The organism is Streptomyces sp. NPDC059456 (genome assembly GCF_042750055.1).
In the GTDB taxonomy this organism is placed as follows: Bacteria; Actinomycetota; Actinomycetes; order Streptomycetales; family Streptomycetaceae; genus Streptomyces.
This window is the reverse complement of the sequence record NZ_JBHYVA010000408.1, coordinates 1-5730: the sequence shown is the minus strand read 5'-3', so window position 1 is coordinate 5730 and position 5730 is coordinate 1. Positions and strand designations below refer to the sequence as shown.

Below are 5730 nucleotides of genomic sequence, written 5' to 3'. Positions count from 1 at the left end.
TTTCTCGTCTGTCGGGGCTCTGGCCGCGGCTGTTGCGGGGGCGGGGGTTTTTCAAGGGGGGGGTGGGCCCGAACCCGTCTTGCGTCTCCGGGGGGGCTCCCCCCCCCACCCCGGCCATGGCCTGGGCGCCCGTGTAGGGCGTGGAGGGGTCGTACCGGGTCCCGATCACCAGGACGGGACGGGCGGTGGGCTTGTTCCACGGGCCGGCGTACCCGGCGGCGGACCGGGCCGGCCAGGTGGCACAGGCCTCCGCCGCCCACGTCCAGAAGCGGCCCGCGTCGCCGGCCCGCCGGGCGCTCGCCTCCTCCAGGCCGTGGTAGGCGGCGGGGTCGCGGGGGTTGGGGCTGTCGGCGCACCACACGGCCGCCGCCTGCTCGTCCCCCAGGTACGGGTTCGGCCGGTCCACCGGGGGCGGCGGCGGGTACGCCTGCGGCTCGGGGGCCCGCCCCTGCGACAGCTGCTGGAGCCTGCCCGCGAGAGCCGTCCAGCCGGGGTCGACGATGTAGAGGCCGTTCACCGCGTCGGCGACCGTCCGGGCGTACGTCCACGGGCCGACCGGATGCTCCCGGAGCCGCTGCATCAGCCGGTCGAACTTCGCGCGCGTGGCCCCGGGGCTGCCCGCCGAGAACGCACAGCGGGCCACGGGCGCCGATCCGCACAGGTCGAGGAAACGGTCCAGGGTGGCCGCGGCGGTGCGGTCCGAGCCCATGCGCAGGAAGGTCGTGGTGCGGGGCTCGCCCGCCGTGGGGCCGCCGGTCCAGGCCCGGGGGGCGATGTTGCTGTCGAGGACCATGGCGCGGACGCTGCCGGGGAACAGGTTGGCGTAGGTGGCGCCGAGGATCGTGCCGTATGAGACGCCGAGGTAGTTCAGCTGCGGGTCGCCCACCGCGCGGCGGAGCAGGTCGAGGTCCCGGGCGGTGTCGGCGGTCGACACGTGGCGCAGCAGGTCCGGATCGCGCTTTTCGCAGCGCCGGCCGAGGTCCTCGTAGGCATCGGTCCACGCCTTGCGCTCCTGTGCGCCCACGGGGAAGCCGGCCGGTGGGCGGGCCGCCCAGGTCCTGGCCTCCTCGGGGGTGTCGAAGCAGTTCACGGCGGTGCTGTTGCCGATCCCGCGCGGGTCCCAGCTGACGATGTCGAACCGTTCGCGCAGTTCCTTCGGGAAGGCGTCGTAGTTCTGCGGCACCTGCACGGTCCCGGGGCCCCCGGGACCGCCCGGGTTCACGAACAGGGTGCCGATGCGCGGGCCGGGGCCGGTGGCCTGCCGGCGGACGACCGCCAGGTCGATGGCGCGGCCCGCGGGGGCGGTGTGGTCGAGCGGCACCTTCGCCGTGGCGCAGTCCCACGGGCTGCCGGGGGTGCACGGACGCCAGTCCAGTCGCGCAGCGGACGCCGAAGGCGACGGCGAGGGGGGTGCGGGTGCGTCGGGCGCGCTGCCCGCGGTGGCGGGTACCTGCCCCGCGAGCAGCAGGGAGCAGGCCAGCGCCGCCGTCAGGACGGCCGCACGGAGCCGTCGGCCGCCCGCGGGACCCGGTGCGGACATGTTCCGCCCTCCTCCGTCACGGCGAGGTCCCGGTCCGGCGGTCGATGCCGCCGCACCGGTACACACGCCTCTGCTCCCACGAAACCGCGGTTCGGCGGCGCCCGCGAGCCGGGGCGGGAGCCGTGCGGGACAGTCCCGGGTGCGCAAGGGGTTCACCGCTCTTTGGCGGAAGTTGCTCAACAATCTTCCGGGCGGGGCCGGCGGCACTATCGTCCCCATCCCGGCATCACCGAGTACCGGGCGGTGGAGCCGTCACCGTCGCCGCCTTGGAGGCTGCCTGCCCATGCGCCCAGGATCGCCTCGCACCGGCACCTCGCCGACCCTTCTGGCCCTGCTCGCCGCCGTGTGCGCGCTGATCGTCGGCGGAGCCGGATCGGCCTTCGCACATGCCGGCCTCAGCGGCTCCGACCCCGCCGACGGCGCCGTCCTCAAGACGGCATCGAAGGAGGTCACGCTGACCTTCACCGAGTCGGTCGGTTTCTCGGACGATTCGCTGAGGGTGCTGTCGCCGGCCAACGAGCGCGTCAACCCCCGCCCGGCCCGGCACGTGGACGGCAAGGGGAACACCGGCCGGGTGGAGCTGTCCGACGGCCTGCCCGAGGGCACCTACACGGTCGCCTGGCGGGTCGTTTCCGCCGACGGGCACCCGATCTCCGGCGCTTTCGTCTTCTCCGTCGGCAAGCCGTCCGGGACCGCCGCCGTGGTGCCGACCGGGTCGCGGGTGGACCCGGCGGCCGGCCGTTTGTACGGACTCTTCCGCTACGTCGCCTACGGCGGGCTCGCCCTCCTCTTCGGCGTCGCCGCGTTCGTTCTCGTGTGCTGGCCCGCCGCGGGCGCGCTTCGTCCGGTACGCAGGCAGCTGGCCGCCGGGTGGGTGATGCTGGCGGTGTCCACCGTCGCGCTCCTGCTGCTGCGCGGCCCGTACGAGACGGCCGGCCCGCTGACCTCCGCGCTCGACCCGGCACGGCTGGGCCGCACGGCCACCACGCGGCCCGGGGTAGCGCTGATCGTCAGACTGGTGCTGCTGGGCGTGGCCGCGGTGGCGGTCAGGCGGTCGGCCGTGCGGTTGCGCGCCGCGGACGAGGGCGGCGAGCCGCAGGGCCCCGGTACCCGCGCCCGCCGGGCCGGGGCGGTACTGGCCCTCGGGCTGGCGCTCACCTGGGCCGCTGCCGAGCACGCCTCCGCCGGGATCCAGGTGCCGCTCGCCGTTCCCGTCGCCGTCCTGCACCTGCTGGCCATGGGGGTCTGGCTGGGCGGGCTGATCGCGCTGGTGCCGGTCCTGCGGAACCGGGGCGAGGGCAGCCCCGTGATTCCCGCGTCCGCGATCGGCAGGTTCTCGACGCTGGCGTTCGCCGCCGTCGCGGTTCTCGTCGGCACCGGGGTGTACCAGTCCTGGCGGCAGGTCGGCTCCTGGGGGGCGCTGACCGGCACGCCGTACGGCAGGACCCTCATGGTGAAGGTGGCCGCCGTGGTCCTGGTGCTGTGCGTGGCGGCCTTCTCCCGCCGGTGGACCGCCGGCCTCGTGCGGCAGACGTCCGCGGCGGCGCAAGCGCCGGCGGTGCCCGAACCCGGGCGGGTGAGGGAGCTGGTGGGCGCGCCGGCCGCCGCGGGGGCGGCGGACCCCGTACACCGGTCCGGCAGCGGGGAGCCCGGTGGGGGAGGTACCGGCGGCGACGACCCCGAGCCGCCGCTCCGTGCGCCCGACGTACTGCGACGACGCCTGCGCCGCACGGTGGCCGCCGAAGCCCTGCTCGGCGTGGCGGTCCTGGCGGTCACCACCCTGCTCACCGGAACCCAGCCCAGCCGGGCTGCGGGCACGAGCGCCGCGGCGGCCGCGGGTCAGGAGCCCCATGTGCAGGTGGTGACCATCCCGTGCGACATGGGGACGGCGAACCACCAGGGCACCGTGCAGATCACCCTGGCGCCGGGACGGGTCGGGGAGAACACGGCCGAGGCCGTGGTGTTCACCGCGGACGGCGGCCTCGCCACCGTTCCCGAACTCCGCCTGACCCTCACCCAGGAGAAGCTGGGAGTCGGCCCGATCGACGCCCGGCTCAAGAACCAGAAGGGGTACTGGGCCGCCTACGACCTGCGGCTGCCCATGCCCGGCGAGTGGACCCTGAACATCACGGTCCGGACCAGTGAGATCGACCAGGTCACGGTGCGCGGGACCGTCCGCGTCGCGCCGTCCTCGTAGGCGCCCTGCTGCACGGCCCACCCGGCGCCGTGCACCGTGCCGCAACGGCCGGAGCCGGGGTTCGGGCAGGGGCCGGGGCCGGGGCGCGGCAGGGGCCGCGCACCGCCCCGGCGGTTTCGGTCAGGCCTCGCCGCGGCTGCGGCGCAGCCACCAGACGGTGCCGGCGGCGAGCAGCGCGACGGCCGCGACCACCCCGACGATCGCCCCGGTGGGGCCGCCCGTCCCCTTCTCGCCGGCCGCCTCGGTGTGCGCGGCGGCCGAAGCGGCAGGAGCCGCCGTCGACGGCGGGCCGGACGAGGCGGTGCCCGGCGCCGGTGACGCGCTCGGGGCGATCGGCTTGGCCCCGTCGGCCGCCGCCTTCAACTCGAGCACGGGGGCGGGGTTGTCGACCTTCTCCCCGCCTGCCGGCACCTCGATCCACCGGTCGACTTTCCCGTCGCCGTACGTCTCCAGCGTCTTGAACGCCAGCGACTTCTCGTCGGGCAGCTGACGCACCGTGATGCTGTACTCGGCATCGGTGCCCTTGGCCAGAGCCGCGCCGCCGACGGCGTACCCGTCCGGGGTGGCCGTCAGCTTCCACTCCTTGGGGGCGTCCTTCAGGGTCACGGCGTCCGGGGCGATGCCCTTCGGGAGGACGACCCGCAGCTCGGAGACGCCCGCGGTGTCCGACTCCGCCTCGGCTGTGAAGGAGAGCGTCACGTTCTCGGCGAGGGCGCGCGGATCGGAGGCGGTGACCTCGGTGTGGGCGGCGGCGGGCCCGGCCGTCAGGCCCAGGATCACCAGGGAGCCGGCTGCTGCAAGCCCCAGCCTGCGGCGGACGGGGCGGATGGGTGTGGTGTTCACGGTGAGGAGCCTCTCGGTACGCGGGCGGGCTGCACCGCACCGGTGTCGGCCCGCCAGGATCAGGGGGAACGTCTCCTGCCCGCCCGGCAGGAGGCCCGCGGCGTACCACCGCGTCGCACAGCATCGTCGTCACCGCCGGGCGCACCCCGGGGCCGCCGGGCGGTACGGGCACCGCACGAGGGCGCGGCCCCGGCCGCGGCCGGCAGCGCGCACCGAAAGCCGCGGCGGCGGCCGCGACGGCCCGCTGGGCCCAGCGGCCCACCGTCTCCGGCAGCCGGCTGAGCACCTGGTCCGCGCGGTGCATGAGCAGGGCCACGACGCAGACGGCCGCGCAGTGGGCCGCCGTCATCGCCCACGCGCCGTGGTGTGCCGTGCGCACGGCGTGCGGCACCACACCGCGAGCCCCGCCGTGCGCGTGATGCACCGGCTGCCCCGCGGACAGGGCGCGGTGCAGGACGAGCTGGCCGACGCCCGTGGCGGCGACCACGTGCGGCCACGGCGGGGGCCTGCGGGTCAGGGGCCACGACAGGGCGAACGCGCACGCCGCCCCGCCCGCCACCCGTTCCCAGACGACGGGGTCCCCCGCGGCCAGGTGATGGCTCGCGACCGCCAGTGCGGAGCTGAGCAGGGTGAACACGGCAGCCCGCAGCCACCGTCCGTCGAGCCGCTCGGGCTGCGGACACGAGCGCATCCCTGTACGAGCTCCTGCCATGTCGGGCCCATCCTTCACCGGCCCGGATCCCGGCGAGCCCCGACTGTCAATTCACGAGCAGTTTTCCCGGGCCGAGCATCCCCTGCGGGCCGGACCGGGCGCGCTCGCCGGTCAACCGGCGAAGAGGAGGTAGCTGGCCGTCGTGGCCAGGGAGAAGCCCGCGAGCATGAGGGGGAGCAGCCCCCAGAAGCACAGGTGCATGCAGATCCCGACCGCGACGGCCCAGGGGCGGGTCTCCGGCACGAGCAGCCCCAGGGGCAGGAGGGCCTCGATCGCCACGACCAGCACGGCCAGGGGCCGGCCGATCCGCAGCGCCAGGGGGGACCCGCTGCCCAGGAGCCGGACCAGGGGCGCGGGATAGAAGCACACGGCGCGGGGGGGCCGCGGGGGGGGGGGCGCCCCCCCCCCCCCACCCCGCGCGCTAAAAAACGAACAGAC

The 5730-nt window shown here is 75.9% G+C and carries 4 protein-coding genes; 1 reads left to right on the top strand and 3 read right to left on the bottom strand.

Annotation, left to right across the window (positions count from 1 at the left end; genetic code table 11):
- The coding region (locus ACFXA3_RS28470; RefSeq protein WP_385191340.1) for an alpha/beta fold hydrolase at positions 1-1540 on the bottom strand (1540 nt) is incomplete at its 3' end.
- Between the two features lie 283 nt (positions 1541-1823).
- Here ACFXA3_RS28470 and ACFXA3_RS28465 point away from each other — a divergent pair.
- Complete coding sequence (locus ACFXA3_RS28465) at positions 1824-3737, top strand: copper resistance CopC/CopD family protein (protein WP_385191339.1); 1914 nt, start codon at positions 1824-1826, stop codon at positions 3735-3737.
- A 120-nt stretch (positions 3738-3857) separates the two neighbouring features.
- On the opposite strand, the gene ACFXA3_RS28460 is transcribed toward ACFXA3_RS28465, so the two are convergent.
- Complete coding sequence (locus tag ACFXA3_RS28460) at positions 3858-4580, bottom strand: DUF1775 domain-containing protein (RefSeq protein WP_385191336.1); 723 nt, start codon at positions 4578-4580, stop codon at positions 3858-3860.
- 823 nt (positions 4581-5403) lie between these two features.
- On the bottom strand, positions 5404-5661 hold the full coding sequence (locus ACFXA3_RS28455) for a hypothetical protein (protein ID WP_385191335.1): 258 nt from the start codon (positions 5659-5661) through the stop codon (positions 5404-5406).
- Positions 5662-5730 lie beyond the last annotated feature (69 nt).

What these genes read in the sequence shown, in the direction of transcription:
- ACFXA3_RS28465 (WP_385191339.1), top strand. Translation starts at nt 1,824, where the DNA reads ATGCGCCCAGGATCGCCTCGCACCGGCACCTCGCCGACCCTTCTGGCC.